This window comes from Acinetobacter sp. TG2027 (genome assembly GCF_000302435.1).
GTDB lineage: Bacteria > Pseudomonadota > Gammaproteobacteria > Pseudomonadales > Moraxellaceae > Acinetobacter > Acinetobacter pittii.
This window is the reverse complement of sequence record NZ_AMJN01000005.1, coordinates 196213-214752: the sequence shown is the minus strand read 5'-3', so window position 1 is coordinate 214752 and position 18540 is coordinate 196213. Positions and strand designations below refer to the sequence as shown.

Here is an 18540-nt window from a genome sequence, read left to right as displayed (position 1 = left end):
TACCTCTTCTTTCCAAAGCTTGGCCGTTTAAATGGCGCCCAAACTGAAATCATCTCTGCCAATCAGGCGAGATGTGGAAAAATCATTGTATTGAAGGATGCTCCTCATATCATTTGCTTTGAGGCAAATGGCAAAGTTGTGTTGTCTTTAGAAAGACAATCAAATATTGAAGGGCATGCTCATCAGTTCAAATCTGTATTTGAGATGAGTTCATGTTATTAAAGCAAATACTGGCGTTCCGCCCGAGTAGGCTTGATCTGATCTTTGCCTTAAAAACATTTATTGCCGGAATGTTGGCACTATTTGTTTCGTTTGAATTAGATCTGATTAACCCGATGTGGTCGATTGGTACGGTCCTGATTATTGCCAATCCATATTCAGGAATGGTGTCCTCTAAATGTGTCTATCGAGTGGTAGGGACAATTGGCGGAGCTGTGATTGCCTTAACTCTAACACCGCATTTAATTAATACACCTTGGATATTTACCGTGGTGTTGTCGTTGTGGGTGGGTTTTGCGCTTTATGTGTCGTTACTCGATCGTACTCCACGTAGTTACGCTTTTATGCTGGCGGGTTACTCGACAGCCATGATCGTCTTCAATGCGATTACCTATATTGATCAATACAATATATTCGATATTGCTTTAGCTCGGGTTATAGAAATTTCGATTGGCGTGATTTCAAGTGCAGTGGTTTCTGCCACGATTCTTCCAATGCATATTGGCTCGGCAATTAAACAGCGGGTGATAAAAACCCTAAAAGATACAGAGAATCTTTTTGCTAATTTATTAAATACAGATTCGCAGCAGAACAATACTCAGCTCTTGGCTGCCATTACTCGCGACACCACAGATATTCATGCTTTGGCTGTACATTTGAGCTATGAGAAGGGCGAGTTGCATGGTATGACCAAACCCTTGCAGGAAATGCTTCATCAAATCTCAATGGTGGTCGCTAATCTAGTCGCTTTATCTGAGCGTATTAAGCAGCTTAAAGAACTTCGATTTATCGAGACTCATGCAGAAAAACTGCAACAGCTTTCAGCTCATGTTGTACAGTTTTTAGAGCAAAAAGATCTGATTATTGATGAAAATATTTTGCAGTTGCCTGATGAGTTTGAAAGCGATTTTGCAAGTTTGATGGAGTCGGCTTCTACACATCAACAAGTTTTAGTTGCAGCCATGAAAATGGATGTGCGTCATTTCATTAGCAATGTTTTAGCGGTTAAAGTTTTGTGGCAGCGAATTCAGCAAGGTAATAAAGAAATTCCTGACAACATTACCCCAATGACGACCAAATATCCAAGTTTGCACCGTGATCATGGTGTAGCGATACGAGGCGGTATTAGTGCAGTCCTTATTACATTTATTGTGACTGGAGTCTGGATTGTTTCGGGGTGGAAAGCTGGATTTATGATGGCACAGATGGGCGCAGTAACCGCCTGTATTTTAACGGCCTTAGATAACCCGGTTCCGGTTCTGCGTATTTTTATCTGGGGCAGTATAGCTTCAGCAGTTTTAGTTTTCGTTTATGCATTTGGTATTTTCCCGCATGTCACCACCTTTTGGGAACTTGGACTGGTTTTATTACCGATGTTCTTATTCGCAGTGTCTATGATGGCTAACCAGATGCTGATGCCAGTAGGTATGGTGTTGGGTATTAATACCATGATGGGACTAAACCTGCACAATGCTTATAGCATGGATGCAGTGTCTTATCTTGATAGTTCATTTGCCATGATCTTAGGTGTTTTAGTGTCTTTGATTGTCATTGATGTTGTTCGCGCCATGTCACCAGATACAAGTGCAAGCCGTATTTTAGCCTTGCATTATCGCGCCATGCGACAAGCGATCTATCTGCCATATGGTCTTGATTTTAAAGTTCATCTACGCAGTATGCTAGATCGGATTGGGATTCTAAACAGCAAAATGGTGCAATCAGACGAGATTAAAACTTCAATTCATCAGGCTCTGATTGAGTCGAGTAGTATTGTTGATTTAAGCCGATTGCAAGAGTTAGCCAATCAGTTTCCTCAAACATCCGAACTCACTCAGCATATTGGCGATTTGCAACAAAATCTGGATGAGTTGTTTAGAGCTAAAGAAAATGATGAAAATGATACGACCGCTTTAGTAGAGCGAATCTACCGAGCGTTATTTGAATTAAAACAGCTTGCTTCAAATGTTGAAGATATGACTATGCGACAAAGACTACTCATTTCACTGAACAATATTGCTTATAGCATGTGCCACGTTTCATCAGAGCAAATGAATGAAAACAGCACCCTGAGAGGAGCCACAGCAAATGGGTGAGTTTAATGTTTATGGTATTTATGTGCCTTCTTTGCTCGTTCAAGCACTCTTGGCATATATCTGTTTCCGTGGGTTAAGTCCTTTAACAAATAAGTTGATTGCACAAGGCTGGATTGCATTATCTAGTATTTTTAATTTGTGTTTTTACCTCTTATTACTTTTGGTAATACATCAAATTTTTGTTGGGGTCGGTGCGTAGAGATGTTTGCGAAATTAAAGATTGAGTTAGGTGAGTGAAATGAATCAGGTGGATTTGAAAAAAGTCATCCGTCCAGTAATTTTGATTGTCGCATTAATGGTGGCGGTCTATACCATTGTGCATTTGTGGAATTACTATAACGCGGCGCCGTGGACGCGGGATGGTCGAGTTCGTGGTGACGTTATTCAAGTATCTTCGGATGTCGCGGGGCTTGTGACAGAAGTATTGGTTCAAGATAACCAGACTGTGAAAAAAGGTCAGGTGCTCTTTAAAATTGATGTTTCTCGCCGAGCTTTAGATGTAGAGCAGGCAAAATCTGATTTAGCAAAAGCAAATGCAGCATTTGCCCAAGCGCAAGCTGGTTTAGCACAAGCAAAAGCGAACCTGATTAAATCGGATACGAATATTAAGTTAGCCGAGAAAAACGCAAGCCGCTATTCAAACCTTATGGATGGCGCCATCTCTAAACAAGAACAAGATCAAGTTTTCGCAACACGTGATCAATCCCATGCTGAACATGAGCAACTCCAAGCTGCCATTCAGCAAGCAGAAGCAACTGTTAAACAACAACAGGCTCTCATTGAGGCGGCTACGAGTAATTTGCATTTGGCTGAGCTTAATATGCATCGTGCTGCTGTAATTGCCCCAGCTGATGGTACTTTATCTAACTTTGATATGCGCCCAGGTAACTATGTTCAAGTTGGTCAGGCTGTTGCGGCACTACTTGACCGTAAACAACTCTATGTTGTGGGCTATTTTGAAGAGACGAAGTTAAACCGTATTCATGTCGGCGATCAGGCCAGTGTACAGTTAATGGGTGATAGCCAAAAAATTAAAGGCCATGTACAAGGTATTGCATCTGGTATCGAAGATCGTGAACGCTCAAGCAGCTCTAAACTTCTTGCTAATGTAAATCCAACGTTTAGTTGGGTTCGTTTAGCGCAGCGTGTGCCTGTAAAAATCGTATTGGATGAAACACCAAAGAACCAGCTTGCTTTCGTCTCTGGACGTACGGCAACTGTGCATATTATCGAGAAATAAAAAAGGAAGGCTTTAGCCTTCCTTTTTAATATTACGGGGTTAAACCGACCGGATTTCGATACCAACTTTGAATGAGTAAGGCTGCTGCAAAACTATCTGCAGAAAGTTTTTTTGCTCGACCTTGCTCTTGGTAGAAACCGAGTTCTTCTCGTGCTTCACGTGTAGTTAGACGCTCATCTACCATTAATGTTTCAATATTGGTTTGATGGCGTAAACGTCTCGCAAATTTGCGGGCACGTGTAGAAAGTTCTGACTCGCTATCATCCATATTCAAAGGCAAACCAACCAAAAATAGATCAGGTTGCCATTCTTTCACGATTTTTAAGAGCTGATCCCAGTTTGGAATACCATCTTTCATCACAAATAGAGGGAGGGGATTGGCACTTTCAATTGAAGACTGACCAATCGCCATTCCCATTTTTTGAGTACCAAAGTCAAAAGCCATAATCGATTTTGATTGTGTTTCGGTCATTAAGCATGTCCGATTTCAGATGCTAACCATGAACGATCTACACCGATTTTTTTATAGGCTGCATCCCAACGATCGTCATAAGGCAGGTTAAAAATCAGATCCATATCGGCATCACAAATGAGCCAGTCACCGCGCGTAATTTCATCTTCTAACTGGTTTTTACCCCAGCTCGCATAACCTAAAGCAATTTGATATCGGCCGACACCTTCATTGTGGGCAATCGCATCAAGAATATCTTTACTGGTAGTAATACAAACATTTTCACCTACAGCAATAGATGAATGCCATGTCGGTTGTCCAGTATGAAGAACGAATCCAGCCTCGGGACGTAATGGCCCACCTTGTAAAACCACATGTGGATTTACATTGTCTGCTTCAATGTCGAGATCATTGAGTAATTCTTTAATTTGAATGCCGGAAGGGCGGTTAATAATAATGCCTTGAGCACCTTCTTCATCATGACGGGCAAGATAAATTACAGTGTTTGCGAAAAAGTCATCTGCCATTTCTGGCGGGGCAATCAGACAACGGTGAGTCAGATATTGTTTGGTCACCTAAGCGGTTCTCCCTCAAAAAATGTCACTAGAGGGTCTCTCGACCCTTTTATCTATATAGGTTCTTTTTATCAACATACAAGAGTTAATCGGATTTCGCCAATCTTTTTCTCTCATTTTTTATTAATTTGAAGAAGCCTGAAATTTAAGTTGGCGTAATTGTTTTGCGTGTTGCAAGGTTGTTTCATTAATTTCAACACCGCCTGACATGCGAGCTAACTCAAAAATGATTTGATTTTCGTCTAGTTCCACAATTGTACTGCTTGCCGGATCAGTTTGTTGCTTTTTAACTAATAAATGCTGATCTGATTGTGCAGCAACTTGTGCCTGATGGGTAATACATAAAAGTTGAACATGTTGGGCTAAGTCGGCAAGTAAACGTCCCACAACTTCTGCTGTACCACCACTAATCCCGACATCAATTTCATCAAACACTAACACTTCTGCTTCGGTTTTTTCAGCGTTCATGACTTGCATAACTAACGCAATACGTGAAAGTTCACCACCTGAAGCGACGCGTGCTAATGGTTGTGGAGGAATACCCTTATTGGCAGTAAATAACAGCTGAATAAAGCTTAAGCCTTCAGCGGTAGGTTGCTCTAATGGTTCAAACTTAAACTCAAAATGTGCTTCTGGTAGTGCTAAAGGTTTGACTTGTTCGGTTAATTGTTTAGCAAGTGGAGCAGCAGCTTCACGACGAATGTTGTCTAAATGCTGAGCTTTCTCTAAGAACTCCTTATGCGACTTCTCAACTTGTTCTGCCAGTGTTTCTGGGTCTTCAAGTTGATGTAATTGCTCAAGCTCGCTTTGCCAAGCTTCATATTCTTCTTTAAGCGTTTCTGGTTGAGTTCGGTATTTACGTGCTAAACGATGGAAAACTTCCAACTTGGAGTTTAGTTCTTCCATTCGTTCAGGATCAAAGCTTTGACGATCAATAAATTGACGCAAGTTTGCTGTTGCATCATCTATTTCACTTTGAGCATTCAGTAAAGAATTATAAATCTCGGAAAGTTGTTCGCTACGGCCCGCGTGGGATTCTAATCTACGAATAATCGAAGACATTTCTTGAGTAATGTTTTGCTCAGCTTCATCAAGCACATTTAGGCTATAGCTACAATCTTGCATGATATGTTCATGATGACTAAGGCGATCGAACTCTTGCTCAATTTCTTTATAGTCAGTTTGAATGACCTCTTCGAGTTCTTCAATTTGATGCTCTAAAGTACCAATGCGTTGTAGACGCGTTGCTTGTGCATCTAAGGCTGCTTGATGCAAACGAATGGTACGTTGCCATGTGCTATAGGCTTCACGTACATCATTTGCTTCAGCATAAAAATTGTTATAACGATCTAGCCAATGCTTTGGATAAGGCGGTTCAAGCAGCTGCTGCTGGCTGTGCTGACTATAGAGCTGAACGAGCAAACGGCCTAATTCTTTGAGTTCAGATAGACTACTTGGGCGTCCATTGACCCATGCTTTACTACGTCCGGTTGCGAAAATCACACGACGTAAATGAATTTCCCCAGAATCATCATCTAGCTCGTGGTCTTGGAGCCATTTTGCTTCAGGACTATTATTTTGATAGGTAAAAACTGCGGTGATATCCGCTTTATCCGAACCATAACGGACATAATTTGTATCTGTACGTTCCCCTAGGCAGGCAGAGAGTGCATCCAGTAATAATGATTTTCCGGCACCTGTTTCGCCTGTTAGAACATTAAATCCTTGTTCTATATCAATAGCCAAATGATCAGCTAATGCAAAATTAATTAAAGTTAAATGTGTGAGCATAAACGCATCCAACGCGCCAAATTATGGGTTAAAGATAGAGAAGTTTTGAATTTGCTACAAGTGATCTATTATTCTAACTGAAATTATAGAACAGCAAGATTGCGGATATTTACAATGAAAAAAACATTAAGCTTACCGAAACCACCAATAGGGATGATCAACCGCCATAAAAAAAACAATCCTGCGGAAATGAATAAAATTTTAAATCAGCATTTTAATGCATTTAAACAAGCCGCAGCACAAGGGAATTATGCCAAAGCTTATCAACATGTTAAACAAGCTGTTAGCTTAGTTCCTAAGCATCCAGGTGCCTTGTCAGATTTAGCTTATACCGAATTGCGCTTAGGCCGTTATAACGATGCCTATCAACATTATTTACAAGCGATTCAAGCAAGTGGAGCTAATGTAAATACAAACTTATATGATGGACTCACAGAAGTTTGTCATCATTTAAAGAAAAAAGAAGAAACAATCAAATTTGGACGCTTGGCAATTGCAACTAAAAAAGAACTAACGAAGAGCGAACCTGTTTTGGCAATTCCAGATCAGGTACCACCAGCATTTAGTGCAAACCCTCAAGAAAATATTATTGCTTTTTCTTTGTTTGGGGCAAACCCTCGCTATTGTGAAACCTCTATTTTAAATATTCAGTTAGCCAAACAAATTTATCCTGAATGGACGTGTCGCTTTTATGTCGATGATACTGTGCCAGTACTGGTGCAACAGCGTTTAAAAGAGAAGGGCGCGCAAGTTATTCAGGTTACAGATTCTCAAAAACAGCTATCTGGTTTGTTTTGGCGCTTTTTGGTGATGGATGATCCGACAATTAAGCGTTTTCTGATACGTGATGCCGACTCCATTGTCTCGCACCGCGAAAAAGCAGCTGTCGATGCTTGGCTCAAGAGTGATAAATGGTTTCACTTAATGCGAGACAATTATTCTCATACCGAGTTAATTTTGGCGGGAATGTGGGGTGGATATACAGGGATTTTTCATAATATTGAAGCACATATCAGGGATTATGTTGCCACCGGACGTTATCTGGATAATCGGGTGATGGATCAGCATTATTTGCGCTACTGTATTTGGCCGACTTTAAAACAAAGTGTGCTTATACACGATAGCCAGCAATTCGATTCAGATGCTATCGATTTTCCAGCTTATGATCTGGCGTTAATGCAAAACGACAGCGAAAATTTTCATGTAGGAATGAATGACGGTTCACCGGTAGTTGCTACAGCAGTTGCCCATCCAACTGCACAGAGAGTGTGTTGGGTACTTCTAGATGAAAATCAGGTCGAAGTTTGCAGATACGATGCAATTGTGTCGAATAGTCGAAATATTGAGATTAACTTACCTTATGCTTTTGCCAAAAAAATTCAGGCACAGCAGTGGAAATTACAAGTCTATCCGTATGAAAACTGATTGATTAGTTATTTAGGCACAATTAAACTACATTCATCATAATTTATATAAATACGGCATTATCTGGAGAGTGTGCATGAGTTCAACCCAATTTGATCATGTAACGGTCATCAAAAAATCAAACGTTTATTTTGGTGGAGCATGTATCAGCCATACCGTGCAATTTGAAGATGGAACAAAAAAAACACTAGGTGTTATTTTGCCGACTGAGCAAGCTTTAACTTTTGAAACCCATGTTCCTGAGCGTATGGAAATTATTTCAGGTGAATGCCGTGTAACAATCGCGGACAGTAATGAAAGTGAGTTGTTCCGTGCAGGCCAATCATTTTATGTGCCTGGTAATAGTCTTTTTAAAATCGAAACTGATGAAGTGCTCGATTACGTGTGCCATTTAGAAGGCTAAGAAATTCCTATTCAAATCGGGTACACTATGCCCAAAGAAATCCTGTGAAGTTGGCTTTGCAGGATTTTTATTTTTTTGCTCAAACGTTGTTAGAGGTCATGCATGGCAAAACCGGAATATTATTATGGCGTTCATTCAGTGGAGTCATTGTTAGAACTTGAACCGGAACGTGTGCTAACCCTGTTTACTTTAAAAGGACGGGATGACCAGCGTTTGCAAAAGATTTTGCAATTGGCAGAGCCTTTTGGAATTAGTGTACAAAAAGCAAGCCGTGATAGTCTCGAAAAGCTTGCAGGTCTACCGTTTCATCAAGGCGTGGTTGCAGCAGTACGTCCGCATCCGACTTTAAATGAAAAAGATCTAGATCAGATCTTAGCTGAAACCCCAGATGCTTTATTGCTGGCATTAGATCAGGTGACAGACCCGCATAACTTAGGGGCCTGCATCCGTACCGCTGCTGCAATGGGCGTGCAAGCAGTGATTGTACCTCGTGATCGTTCGGCAAGTTTAACCCCAACAGCTCGTAAAGTTGCAGCGGGTGGAGCTGAGAAAGTTAAATTCATTCAAGTCACAAACTTGGCTCGTACATTAGCCCATCTCAAAGAAACGACTCATACACGTGTGATTGGCACTATGCTTGATGAAAGTGCAATGCCAATTCAAAAATGCGATTTCGCGGGTCCAGTCGTGATCGTGATGGGAGCAGAAGATACGGGTTTACGCCCAATTACACAGGCACAGTGTGATCATAAAGTTTATATTCCGATGTCTGGAAATTTACAGAGTCTAAATGTGAGCGTGGCAACGGGTATGGCACTTTATGAGGCTTGCCGTCAGCGTTCTGAGGTATAATCTAGCTGCCTTTCTAGTTTGTAAGCAGTCTTGATATGTCTCCCCGTAAGCAAGGTTATTTTTTTTTATTGGTGACCATGTGCATTTGGGGCGGGTTTACACTTTTTGCCCGTTTAAATGCACAGTGGCACATCAGTGCTTGGGACATTGCTGCGCTGCGCTTTGCTATCGCCTTCCTGATTTTGATGCCGATTTTGATCTATAAGAAAGATCTCGCTTTTTTATGGAGTAAGCACGCTGTTATTTTGGCGCTCATTGGCGGAGTTATTTATTGTCTTACCGTCTATACCGCGTTTCTCTATGCTCCCGCTGCACATGCTGCCATTTTTTTAAATGGTTGTATCCCAATTTGTACTGCAATTGCAGCATACATTTTATTTAGACAACCATTTGATAAGCATACATGGGTGAGTCTGGCAATTATGATCACTGCCTTGGCTCTCATGAGTGTGTTGATGTTGCAAGGTAATGCTTCTGCTTTTGGCATGGGGGATTTACTTCTTTTTATTAGTGCGATTTGGTGGGGGATTTTCACTGTATTACTTAAACAGTGGAAACTTTCTGCATGGCACTCTATGGCAAGTGTCGCGATTTGGTCTGCAATTATTTACTTACCCATCTATGCTCTATTTTTACCAAAGCATTTCATGGAAGTCAGTCCTGTTCATCTAGCGATACAAGGTATTTTCCATGGTGTGTTTGTCGTGATTATTGCGACATTAACCTATGTTGCGGCTATCCAAAGACTTGGTGCTTTTAAAACGGGAAGTATTGTTACTTTGGCGCCGTTTATTGCTGCCATTTTAGCTGTACCTTTACTTGGTGAATCATTAAGTCCATCGATTGTTGTAGGCTTGGTTGGAATGGGAATCGGTGCCTTACAACCTTGGCGCTGGTTTCGACAAGATAGCTTGGCACAAAAGATTCAACAGCAAAATAAGCAAGATTAGTTGGCGCGCTTCAAATAGCTTTGATGTAAAGGTTCTAATTGCTGATATAAATGTTCGAGTAATCCGTCATTAAACACAATGTCATTGGCAAGTTCACGTTTACGCTCGCGTGGCATTTGTGCTGCAATAATTTTCTGGATTTGTTCTTGGTTTTGCCCATCTCGCTGACTTGCACGCTGAATTTGAGTTTGTTCACTCGCATCAACTAATAGAGTGTGATTAACCAATTCATGCTGGTTGGTTTCAAAAAGTAGGGGTGAAACTAAAATCACATAAGGACTTTTTGGGTTTTGTAGCTGTTGAATAATAGATTGGCGAATGGCTGGATGCGTGATTTTCTCAAGTGTTTGTCTTGCTTCAGGGTTTTGAAAAATATATTCACGTAGGGCACGACGATCTAGATTGCCATCGGGTTGAAGCACCCAATCTCCAAAAGTTTGTTGGATTTTTTGGAGGGCAGGTTCGCCTTTTTCAACCACTTCGCGAGCAACAATATCGGCATCGACGACTTGTATTCCTTGGGATTCAAACCATTGTGTTGCAGCAGATTTTCCACTGCCAATACCACCTGTGACTCCCAGAATAAAAGCCATCTTAACCTCCCAAATAAATTTTCATAATCTGGTCACCCCATAAAAAGGCAACCCAACCCGCAATGGCAATATAGGGCCCAAACGCAAAGGGCTGATTATCATTACGCAATTTTAGTAAAATGATGCCAATAATTGCACCGAGTAAAGATGACAATAGCACAATTAATGGCAGCATCAATGGCCCCATCCACGCGCCTAATGCGGCAAGCAATTTAAAGTCGCCGTAGCCCATACCTTCTTTGCCTGTAATCACTTTAAATAAGTAATACACAATCCAAAGACATAAAAAGCCGATTAAACATCCCCAAATGGCTGAGTTAGGCGAGGTGTAAATATTAAAGGTATTAATACCTAAGCCGAGAGCAGCCAAAGGTAGGGTGAAACGGTCAGGTAGTAGCTGAGTATCAAAGTCTATAAATGTTAAAGCAATCAAAATCCAAGTGAGCACTAGCCCCCAAAGCATTTGTAGGGTTGGACCAAAAACCATGACGACTACTAATGAACATAGCATCGTGAGTAATTCAATCGCTGGATAACGAATGCTAATAGGATGTTGGCAATGGCCACATTTTCCTCTTAACATTAACCAGCTTATAACTGGAATATTTTGATACCAACGGATCGGTTGCTGACATGCAGGACATGATGAAGCAGGTTTACTTAATGTCAGCTTTTCATGCTCAATGATGGGTAGTTCGGGATTAAGCAACATTTGACATTCCTGCTGCCAATCTTGTTCCATCATTTTGGGGATGCGATAAATTACCACATTCAAAAAGCTACCAATACATAGGCTCAATAGTGCGACTGCAATATAAAGTGCAGTTAAGTTTTGAATAAAATAAGCAATAATTTCTTGCATTATATGACTGAGCCCATTTGGAAAATTGGAAGATACATAGCAATTACTAGACCGCCTATGAGCACCCCTAAAATTGCCATGATTAAAGGTTCCATCATTGAAGTTAAACCATCAACGGCATTATCAACTTCATTTTCATAATAAGTGGCAACTTTATCGAGCATGCTGTCTAGTGCACCAGATTCTTCACCAATTGCGACCATTTGTATAGCCATAGATGGAAAACGATTTGAAACACGCATTGCAAATTGAAGTTGTTGGCCTGTAGCTACATCTTCACGAATTTTCATGACGGCTTCTTCATAAATGACATTGTTGGTTGCACCAGCCGTTGACTCAAGCGCATCAATGAGCGGAACACCAGCGGCAAACGTGGTGGCTAAAGTACGGCTATAACGGGCAATAATCGCCTTATAAACCAGATCACCAAAGATAGGTAGTTTCAGGGTGAGTTTATCTAAACCATCACGAAATTTTTTGCTGCGCTTCTTGGCTTCCAGAAAGGCAGCAATCACTGCTCCAATCACAATAATCATAATGAACCAGTATTCCTGCATCCATTTCGACATATTCACGACCATTTGGGTGAATGCAGGTAAATCTGCACCAAAAGAAGAAAACAGGTCTTGGAAAACAGGCACTACTTTAACCATCAAAATAATGGTAACAACCACAGCAACTACAATAACCGTTGCTGGATATTTCATAGCCTTCTTAATTTTCTGTTTAAGCAATTCACTTTTTTCTTTGTAAATTGCTACACGGTCCAACATGGTTTCAAGTGCACCAGATTGTTCACCAGACTCTACAAGAGAACAAAACAAGTTATCGAAGTGTTGAGGATACTTTCTTAAAGCTGAAGCAAAGGTACTACCACCTTCAACTTCGCCTTTAATACCGAGTACTACCTCGCGCATAGCAGGGTTTTCTAAACCTTCCGCTACAATTTCAAAGCCTTGTACCAGTGGAACCCCTGCTTTCATCATCGTTGCAAGTTGACGGGTGAAAATCGTGATATCGAGTGTGGATACTTTCTTCTTGAATAAACCTTCAAGAATATTTTTACGCTTTTCTCGAATATTACGGACAGTTACCCCTTGTTTGCGTAGGGTGACTTTGGCTAAGGCCATATTCTTAGCCGGAAGTTCTCCCTTAATTTTTATGCCCTTACGGTCAACCCCTTCATAAGCAAAAGTCGGCATCATTTGTGCCTTTTTCACAGTCATGAATTATCCTTATTTTTAAATTGTCTTTTATTCACTGGTCACACGGTTGACTTCTTGTAAAGAAGTAACCCCTTGCATGACTTTCTTTAATCCTGAACGACGCAGATTATTAAACCCCAGTTTTTCAGAAGCAGCAGCGATTTCTAAAGCATTGCCATCTTCCATAATAATCTTGGAAATTTCAGGTGTAACTTTCATTACCTCGTAAATACCTACTCGACCTTTATAGCCTTCACGACACTCAGTACAACCGACAGGCTGGAAAACTTGAAAATCGGGATGGGTTAAATCTTGGTCGGTAAAGCCCATTTCTAATAGGCTCTGTTTAGGAATGTCGGCAGGTGTTTTACACTGTGGGCATAACCGACGCGCCAAACGTTGAGCAATCACCAGATTGACAGACGTTGCGATATTAAAGGATGGAACACCCATATTACGTAGGCGAGTAAGTGTCTCTGGAGCACTATTGGTATGTAGTGTTGACATTACCATGTGACCGGTTTGTGCAGCTTTAATCGCAATTTCAGCCGTTTCTAAGTCACGAATCTCACCGACCATAATAATGTCAGGGTCTTGACGTAAAAATGATTTCAGTGCGGCCGAAAAAGTAAGACCTACTTTTGGGTTAACGTTAACCTGATTAATGCCTTCAAGGTTGATTTCGACTGGATCTTCGGCAGTGGAAATATTAGAGCTTTCAGTATTTAAAATATTTAAGCCAGTATATAAAGATACCGTTTTACCAGAACCGGTAGGACCTGTAATTAAAAGCATACCTTGTGGTTTATCGAGTGCTTCTAAAAAAAGAGCTTTCTGATCTTCTTCATATCCTAAAGCATCAATTCCGAGCATTGCGCTAGAAGGATCGAGAATACGCAGAACCAGTTTTTCACCAAACAAAGTTGGAAGTGAGTTCACACGAAAATCGATTGCTTTAGTCTTTGATAACTTAAGCTTGATACGACCATCTTGAGGCACTCGTTTCTCGGAAATATCCATTTGAGACATGACTTTTAAACGTGAAGCCAAACGGTTAGCCAATTGCAAAGGTGGATTTGCAATCTGACGCAACACGCCGTCGACTCGATAACGAACCCGATATGATTTCTCATAGGGTTCAAAATGTAAGTCTGAAGCCCCCATACGAATTGCATCGATGAGTAATTTATTAATATATTTAACAATAGGTGCTTCATCGCCTTGAGGCGTTTCTTCCTCATCCTCTTGTGAGGGTGGAGCTTCAAGGTCTACATCAAGATCAAACTCTTCATCATTAAACTCGAAACTGCTTTCTTCGGTAAATTGCTGCGTCAGAATTTTCTCAAGCTTATGGTGCTCGACAATAACTGGTTCAACCATGAGCTTGCTATTAAAGCGAATGGCATCAATTGCTTCAATATTACTCGGGTTGCTGGTTGCGACATATAAAATCTGTCCTCTTTGTATGAGAGGTAAGACCCGATGTTTTAAAACCAGTTTCTGATCGACCAAATCCTTGGGAATTTGGCTTGTATCGTAAACATCCAGATCAAAATATGGTTCAGCAAATTCAATAGAAATTGTTTCAGCTAATAAAGAAGGGGAGAGATGAACCTCTTCAATCAGGTACGCAACTGTATCCCGTTTAGCTCTCTTTGCTGCATCTAATGCTGTTTGCATGGTCGCTGCCGACACATGTTTTTCTTCGACTAATCGTCGAAAAAACCCCGAAAATTTTGGAGATGTATGTATGACTGACATCTGCCTACCTGTGCTCATATGTTTATAATTGGTATATAAAAAATTATACTTTTGTTATCTAAAATTACTACCTGAGAAAATGATGCTCTGGTCTTGATCCACTCGCCAAAGCTTGAACTAGTCGAAGTTTTTATTCATTAATTTTTAAAAGACGATTCTTTAGACTCGATAAAGTTTTATAACTGTTTTCAATTAGTAGAAAAGATATGGGCAAAGCCGTTAAAGAAAAGTATCTGAAATTTGTATAAATGCGTGTAGAATGTGCTGCATTTTTGATGAAAGGTGAGCCGTATGTCGGGTTCGACGATTACGCCTTGGGTAGTTGGCAACTGGAAAATGAACCCAATGCGCGCCAATGCCAAACAACTTATAGAAGAATTTAAACAACTATTGCAACAAAACCAAATTGCAGATGAAAGCTGTCATGTAGGGGTTGCTCCGGTTTCTATTGCGCTTGCAATGGTACAAACACAATTGCAAGATGCTGCAAGAACAGTATATACAGTTGCACAAGATGTATCACGTGTAGCGGGTACTGGTGCGTATACTGGCGAAGTCAGCGCAGAATTATTAAAAGATAGCCAAATTAATTTTGTACTGGTTGGGCATTCTGAGCGCCGTGATATTTTTGGCGATAACGTTGAAATTTTGAAAGCTAAACTCCAAAATGCATTAAATGCGGGCTTGACTGTCATTTATTGTGTTGGTGAAAGCCTCGAACAACGTGAACAAGGTTTGGCAGAGCAAGTTGTATTGCAACAAATTTGTGATATTGCTCCTGTAGTGACTGCTGAGCAATGGCAAAAGCAAATTGTAGTTGCCTATGAGCCAATCTGGGCAATTGGGACAGGTAAAACTGCTTCTCCACAAGATGCACAGGCAATGCATGCTAAGATTCGTGAAGGTTTAAGTCAGATTACCCCAGCGGGTTCAGACATTGCGATTTTATATGGCGGTAGTGTAAAAGCTGAAAATGCGGTCGAATTGGCGGCATGTCCAGATATTAATGGTGCGTTGGTAGGCGGTGCTTCATTAAATGCAGCATCTTTTTATCAAATCGTACAAGCCTTTGCACAAAGTAAATAACGAGGATAGGGTATGCACTCTTTTGTACTGATCGTACATATTATTTTAGCGGTACTGATGATTGCCTTAATTCTAGTGCAACACGGTAAAGGTGCTGATGCCGGTGCTTCTTTCGGCGGTGGCGGAGCAGCAACTGTATTTGGTGCATCAGGTTCAGGTAACTTCCTTACTCGACTTACTGCTATCTTAACAGCGTTGTTTTTTGTGACGAGTTTAACTCTAGCTGTTTTTGCGAAAAAACAGACTACTGATGCATATAGTTTGAAAACTGTACAAACTACAGCGCCAGTTCAAACGACATCGCCTGAAACTTCACCAAATGCACCAAAAACGAGTCAATAATTCGAAATAGGGCTTTCCTTTTGTAGTGGGAAGGACTAGAATGCGTCCCACAAGCTGCGGTGGTGGTGGAATTGGTAGACACGCTACCTTGAGGTGGTAGTGCCTTCGGGCGTGGGGGTTCAAGTCCCCCCTTCCGCACCAACTTTGAACCAGAAAGTTGAGTGCAAGCAGTTTTTTGATGCGGGATGGAGCAGTCTGGTAGCTCGTCGGGCTCATAACCCGAAGGTCGTTGGTTCAAATCCAGCTCCCGCTACCAATTTGATTGAGGTGCAACTTAATCAAGCGAATATTAGATAAGTTTACATTGACTTTTTTCGATATTTGTATATAATTTTTGCACGTTGATGCGGGATGGAGCAGTCTGGTAGCTCGTCGGGCTCATAACCCGAAGGTCGTTGGTTCAAATCCAGCTCCCGCTACCAAGTTTCTTAAAAGAGGCTCACAGACAGGTGGGCCTTTCTGCACAGTGGACTATTGTTTTCTGTGCTAAATAGGGGCGATTAACGCCCTTTTTTATTGGTTATCGTATCGCTATCGTGTAGTGTCGACATCAATTGGTCAAATAGTCATGCTTCACTATAGTAGGTCTGTGTCGGTTAAAACAACCGATTGAATCGCACGAGAATGACGAGAGTAAATGAAATTATCAAATAAATCCCAAGCATTGCATGACTTAATTGTTCCGGCAGTGGAAGCATGTGGTGTCGACCTTTGGGGAATCGAGTTTCTCCCACAAGGTAAACGTTCATTATTGCGTATTTATATCGATAAAGCGGTAAGTGAAGATGCTGAGCCAGTAATTAATGAAGATGGTGAAGTAGAACTAGGCCGTGGTATTGGTGTACAAGATTGTGTGCGTGTAACACAACAAGTTGGCGCAATGTTGGATGTTCATGATCCAATCTCAGGTGAGTATTCATTAGAAGTTTCTTCACCGGGTTGGGATCGTCCATTTTTTCAACTAGAACAGTTACAAGGCTACATCGGACAACAAATTGCTTTGCGTTTAATTGCAGCAGTAGAAAACCGTCGTAAATTTCAAGCAAAACTTATCGCAGTAGACCTTGAAAATGAAGAAATTCAGGTTGAAGTTGATGGGAAGCATGTGCTTGTGATCGACAGCAACAATATCGATAAAGCAAACTTGATCTATCAAGATTAAATTTATTTAAATTTTATAAGAAATCGGTAGGTGACTTATGGGCCGCGAAATTCTTACCGTTGTTGAAACGGTTAGTAATGAAAAAGGTGTTAGTCGTGAAGCGATCTTCGAAGCTTTAGAACAAGCTCTAGTTGCTGCAACGAAGAAAAGATTTTACGAAGGTACGCATGCTGAAGAAGCTCAGCTTCGTGTAGAAATTGATCGTAAAACTGGTGATTACCGTACGTTCCGTCAATGGACTGTTGTGGCAGATGAAGATCACGAAATGCCAGCTTGCCAAGATGCAATTTCTGACGTTGATCCAGCTAAATGGTCAATTGGTGACGTGCGTGAACTCGAAGTAGAATCTATTGAGTTTGGTCGTATTGCTGCACAAATTGCAAAACAAGTTATCGTACAAAAAATTCGTGAAGCTGAGCGTGCTTTAGTTGCTGATGCATACGAGTCTAAAGTTGGTGAGTTAATTTACGGTGAAGTGAAAAAACAAACCAAAGATGGCTTCATTATCGACTTAGGCGACAATGCAGAAGCTTATCTTGCACGCGAAGAGATGATTCCAAAAGAAATTCTTCGTCCAAAACAACGTGTAAACGCTATTTTATATAATGTTAACCGTGAAGGTCGTGGCGCTCAGTTATTGTTATCACGCGCTAAGCCTGAAATGTTAATTGCTTTAATGAAAAAAGAAATTCCAGAAATTTCTGAAGAAATTATTGAAATTAAAGCAGCGGCACGTCAACCGGGTGTTCGTGCTAAAATTGCAGTGAAAACAAATGATCATCGTATTGACCCTGTAGGTGCATGTATTGGTATGCGTGGTACGCGTATTCAAGCTGTACAGCAAGAGTTAAATGGTGAACGTATTGATGTAGTAGTCTGGTCTGATGATCCGGCTCAATACATTGCTAGTGCATTAGAACCAGCTGATGTTTCAGGCATCGTGCTTGATGAAGATGCAAGAAGTGCCGACATTATTTTTGCAACCAGCGATCAATTAGCTCGTGCGATTGGCTCTCAAGGTCAAAACGTTCGTTTAGCTTCTGATTTAACTGGCTACAAACTCGACATGATGCTTGAAGAAGAGTATCGTGCTCGTCAGCAAAATGAAGCTCAGCAATATCTTGATATGTTTGTATCACGTCTCGATATTGAAGAAGATTTAGCAATGGCATTGGTGGAAATGGGCTTCACTTCTTTAGAAGAGATTGCTTATGTTCCTGCTGAAACTTTTGACGAAATTGAGCTTGATGCTGAATTGGTTGAGTTATTGCAAAGTCGTGCAAAAGAAGCAGCCCTTACTGATGCTTTGAAACAGCAAGAAAATATTCAAGAACCGAGCGCAGACCTTCTCACTATGGAAGGCATGACTTCTGAGATCGCTTACTCGCTTGCCGCTCGCGGTATTATTACTGTCGACGATTTGGCAGATCAGGCTACTGACGATATCTCTGATATTGAAGGACTTGGTCATGAAAAAGCAGGTCAATTGATCATGAAAGCTCGCGAATCATGGTTTAACTAGGAGATGAA

Annotated in this window: 19 protein-coding genes and 3 tRNA genes; 15 read left to right on the top strand and 7 right to left on the bottom strand. The window is 41.0% G+C overall.

From position 1 onward, the window contains the following. Positions 1–90 precede the first annotated feature (90 nt). Genes B806_RS19115 through B806_RS0102840 form a run of 4 tightly spaced genes read left to right on the top strand, consistent with a single transcriptional unit; the run spans position 91 to position 3552 of the window. A complete protein-coding gene (locus tag B806_RS19115; RefSeq protein WP_002115031.1) occupies positions 91–222 on the top strand; it encodes a hypothetical protein in 132 nt (43 codons plus the stop codon). Then, entirely contained in the window at positions 213–2312 is a 2100-nt protein-coding gene (locus B806_RS0102850) for an FUSC family protein (protein ID WP_017402598.1), read from the top strand. The genes B806_RS19115 and B806_RS0102850 overlap by 10 nt, the downstream gene beginning before the upstream one ends. Beyond that, a complete protein-coding gene (locus tag B806_RS0102845; RefSeq protein ID WP_017402597.1) occupies positions 2305–2511 on the top strand; it encodes a DUF1656 domain-containing protein in 207 nt (68 codons plus the stop codon). The genes B806_RS0102850 and B806_RS0102845 overlap by 8 nt, the downstream gene beginning before the upstream one ends. Positions 2512–2550: 39 nt before the next feature. Beyond that, on the top strand, positions 2551–3552 hold the full coding sequence (locus tag B806_RS0102840) for an HlyD family secretion protein (protein WP_002114928.1): 1002 nt from the start codon (positions 2551–2553) through the stop codon (positions 3550–3552). Between the two features lie 31 nt (positions 3553–3583). Here the strand turns inward: B806_RS0102840 and ruvX are convergent, their stop codons facing one another. From ruvX to recN, 3 genes are all read right to left on the bottom strand, one after another. Beyond that, positions 3584–4024 (bottom strand): Holliday junction resolvase RuvX, encoded by a 441-nt coding sequence (gene ruvX / locus B806_RS0102835; protein WP_002115066.1) that lies wholly within the window; start codon positions 4022–4024, stop codon positions 3584–3586. Continuing rightward, positions 4024–4578 (bottom strand): YqgE/AlgH family protein, encoded by a 555-nt coding sequence (locus B806_RS0102830; RefSeq protein ID WP_017402596.1) that lies wholly within the window; start codon positions 4576–4578, stop codon positions 4024–4026. The genes ruvX and B806_RS0102830 overlap by 1 nt, the downstream gene beginning before the upstream one ends. A gap of 123 nt (positions 4579–4701) precedes the next feature. Then, positions 4702–6369 carry a DNA repair protein RecN gene (gene recN / locus B806_RS0102825; RefSeq protein WP_005079353.1) on the bottom strand — a complete coding sequence of 556 codons (1668 nt, stop codon included), beginning with the start codon at positions 6367–6369 and terminating at the stop codon, positions 4702–4704. A 114-nt stretch (positions 6370–6483) separates the two neighbouring features. Between recN and B806_RS0102820 the strand changes: the two genes are divergently transcribed. From B806_RS0102820 to B806_RS0102805, 4 genes are all read left to right on the top strand, one after another. Beyond that, positions 6484–7794, top strand: a complete 1311-nt coding sequence (locus B806_RS0102820) for a tetratricopeptide repeat protein (protein WP_017402595.1) — start codon at positions 6484–6486, stop codon at positions 7792–7794. Positions 7795–7870: 76 nt separating this feature from the next. Further along, complete coding sequence (locus B806_RS0102815; protein WP_002115102.1) at positions 7871–8197, top strand: pyrimidine/purine nucleoside phosphorylase; 327 nt, start codon at positions 7871–7873, stop codon at positions 8195–8197. Positions 8198–8299: 102 nt separating this feature from the next. Further along, a complete protein-coding gene (rlmB, locus tag B806_RS0102810; protein ID WP_016142380.1) occupies positions 8300–9049 on the top strand; it encodes a 23S rRNA (guanosine(2251)-2'-O)-methyltransferase RlmB in 750 nt (249 codons plus the stop codon). A gap of 35 nt (positions 9050–9084) precedes the next feature. Continuing rightward, positions 9085–9999: a DMT family transporter gene (locus tag B806_RS0102805; RefSeq protein ID WP_017402594.1), complete on the top strand. Its 915-nt coding sequence runs from the start codon at positions 9085–9087 to the stop codon at positions 9997–9999. Here B806_RS0102805 and coaE read toward each other — a convergent pair. Genes coaE through pilB form a run of 4 tightly spaced genes read right to left on the bottom strand, consistent with a single transcriptional unit; the run spans position 9996 to position 14420 of the window. After that, a complete protein-coding gene (gene coaE / locus B806_RS0102800; protein WP_017402593.1) occupies positions 9996–10592 on the bottom strand; it encodes a dephospho-CoA kinase in 597 nt (198 codons plus the stop codon). The genes B806_RS0102805 and coaE overlap by 4 nt on opposite strands. Position 10593: 1 nt before the next feature. Continuing rightward, the gene (locus B806_RS0102795; protein ID WP_017402592.1) at positions 10594–11454 is read right to left on the bottom strand and encodes an A24 family peptidase; all 861 of its coding nucleotides are present in this window, start codon (positions 11452–11454) and stop codon (positions 10594–10596) included. Continuing rightward, complete coding sequence (locus B806_RS0102790; RefSeq protein ID WP_017402591.1) at positions 11454–12680, bottom strand: type II secretion system F family protein; 1227 nt, start codon at positions 12678–12680, stop codon at positions 11454–11456. The genes B806_RS0102795 and B806_RS0102790 overlap by 1 nt, the downstream gene beginning before the upstream one ends. Before the next feature lie 27 nt (positions 12681–12707). After that, positions 12708–14420: a type IV-A pilus assembly ATPase PilB gene (gene pilB, locus B806_RS0102785; RefSeq protein ID WP_017402590.1), complete on the bottom strand. Its 1713-nt coding sequence runs from the start codon at positions 14418–14420 to the stop codon at positions 12708–12710. Positions 14421–14711: 291 nt separating this feature from the next. On the opposite strand from pilB, the gene tpiA reads away from it, so the two are divergent. The 7 genes from tpiA to nusA all read left to right on the top strand — a co-directional run bounded on the left by tpiA (position 14712) and on the right by nusA (position 18532). Then, on the top strand, positions 14712–15506 hold the full coding sequence (gene tpiA / locus B806_RS0102780; protein WP_017402589.1) for a triose-phosphate isomerase: 795 nt from the start codon (positions 14712–14714) through the stop codon (positions 15504–15506). Between the two features lie 12 nt (positions 15507–15518). Further along, positions 15519–15848 carry a preprotein translocase subunit SecG gene (secG, locus tag B806_RS0102775; RefSeq protein WP_017398731.1) on the top strand — a complete coding sequence of 110 codons (330 nt, stop codon included), beginning with the start codon at positions 15519–15521 and terminating at the stop codon, positions 15846–15848. A gap of 56 nt (positions 15849–15904) precedes the next feature. Further along, a tRNA-Leu gene (locus B806_RS0102770) sits at positions 15905–15989 on the top strand. Between the two features lie 38 nt (positions 15990–16027). Continuing rightward, a tRNA-Met gene (locus tag B806_RS0102765) sits at positions 16028–16104 on the top strand. Between the two features lie 89 nt (positions 16105–16193). After that, positions 16194–16270 (top strand) — tRNA-Met (locus tag B806_RS0102760). Positions 16271–16485: 215 nt separating this feature from the next. Next, positions 16486–17010, top strand: a complete 525-nt coding sequence (rimP, locus tag B806_RS0102755) for a ribosome maturation factor RimP (protein WP_002114922.1) — start codon at positions 16486–16488, stop codon at positions 17008–17010. Positions 17011–17047: 37 nt separating this feature from the next. Next, complete coding sequence (gene nusA / locus B806_RS0102750) at positions 17048–18532, top strand: transcription termination factor NusA (RefSeq protein ID WP_002115134.1); 1485 nt, start codon at positions 17048–17050, stop codon at positions 18530–18532. The last annotated feature ends 8 nt before the right edge of the window (positions 18533–18540 follow it).